The organism is Bacillus manliponensis, from assembly GCF_000712595.1.
Taxonomy (GTDB): Bacteria; Bacillota; Bacilli; order Bacillales; family Bacillaceae_G; genus Bacillus_A; species Bacillus_A manliponensis.
In genome coordinates this window covers 1-461 of the sequence record NZ_JOTN01000086.1, presented here as the reverse complement: position 1 = coordinate 461, position 461 = coordinate 1, and the positions used below count along the sequence as shown (strand labels likewise).

The 461-nt window shown below is 36.9% G+C and carries 1 protein-coding gene and 1 pseudogene; both read right to left on the bottom strand.

Going from position 1 to position 461, the window contains the following annotated elements; translation table 11 throughout:
- Nucleotides 1-228: pseudogene (locus tag BAMA_RS23330) on the bottom strand (hypothetical protein); the annotation flags it as partial.
- 12 nt (nt 229-240) lie between these two features.
- On the bottom strand, nt 241-411 hold the full coding sequence (locus tag BAMA_RS24705) for a hypothetical protein (protein WP_157406080.1): 171 nt from the start codon (nt 409-411) through the stop codon (nt 241-243).
- Between the last annotated feature and the right edge of the window lie 50 nt (nt 412-461).

The following is a 461-nucleotide window of genomic DNA, read 5'->3' as shown; positions in this document are numbered from 1 at the left end:
ATGAGCCTTCGTCAATGATTCTACTTTTTGTTTCTGTAGGTCAATTTGTTTCGTCAAAAAATCTAGCTTGGTTTCAGATTGCTTTATTTCGTTTCCCCATGTGCCTACAGCTGTGCGATTTGCTTGAAACTCTGACTTTAAAAGTTTCATTTGCTCGCCTACTGATCTCATATCATTTTTAAATTCATTAGAATTGGAATACAACTCAACCTTAATTCTCTTATTCACGTATTCACCCCCTTACCCTAAGACTTGGTCGATATAGAGCCCTTCAGGTTCTTTCTTTTTGTCTTTACTCTTACGTCTAGCCAATAGTTTTAAATGGTGAACAATATCCATTTCATCAACTTGATTTTGAGTGAAGCCGCAATCGATAAGTGCGTTATACATATCCATTACAGCTTCACTCATCGTTAGTTTTTTTCTTCGGCACTTCCGTCTTCTTCATTTTCTGCTGCAAG

Excerpts from the sequence above, each read along its gene's own strand:
- BAMA_RS24705 (WP_157406080.1), bottom strand. The coding sequence starts at position 411 with ATGAGTGAAGCTGTAATGGATATGTATAACGCACTTATCGATTGCGGC.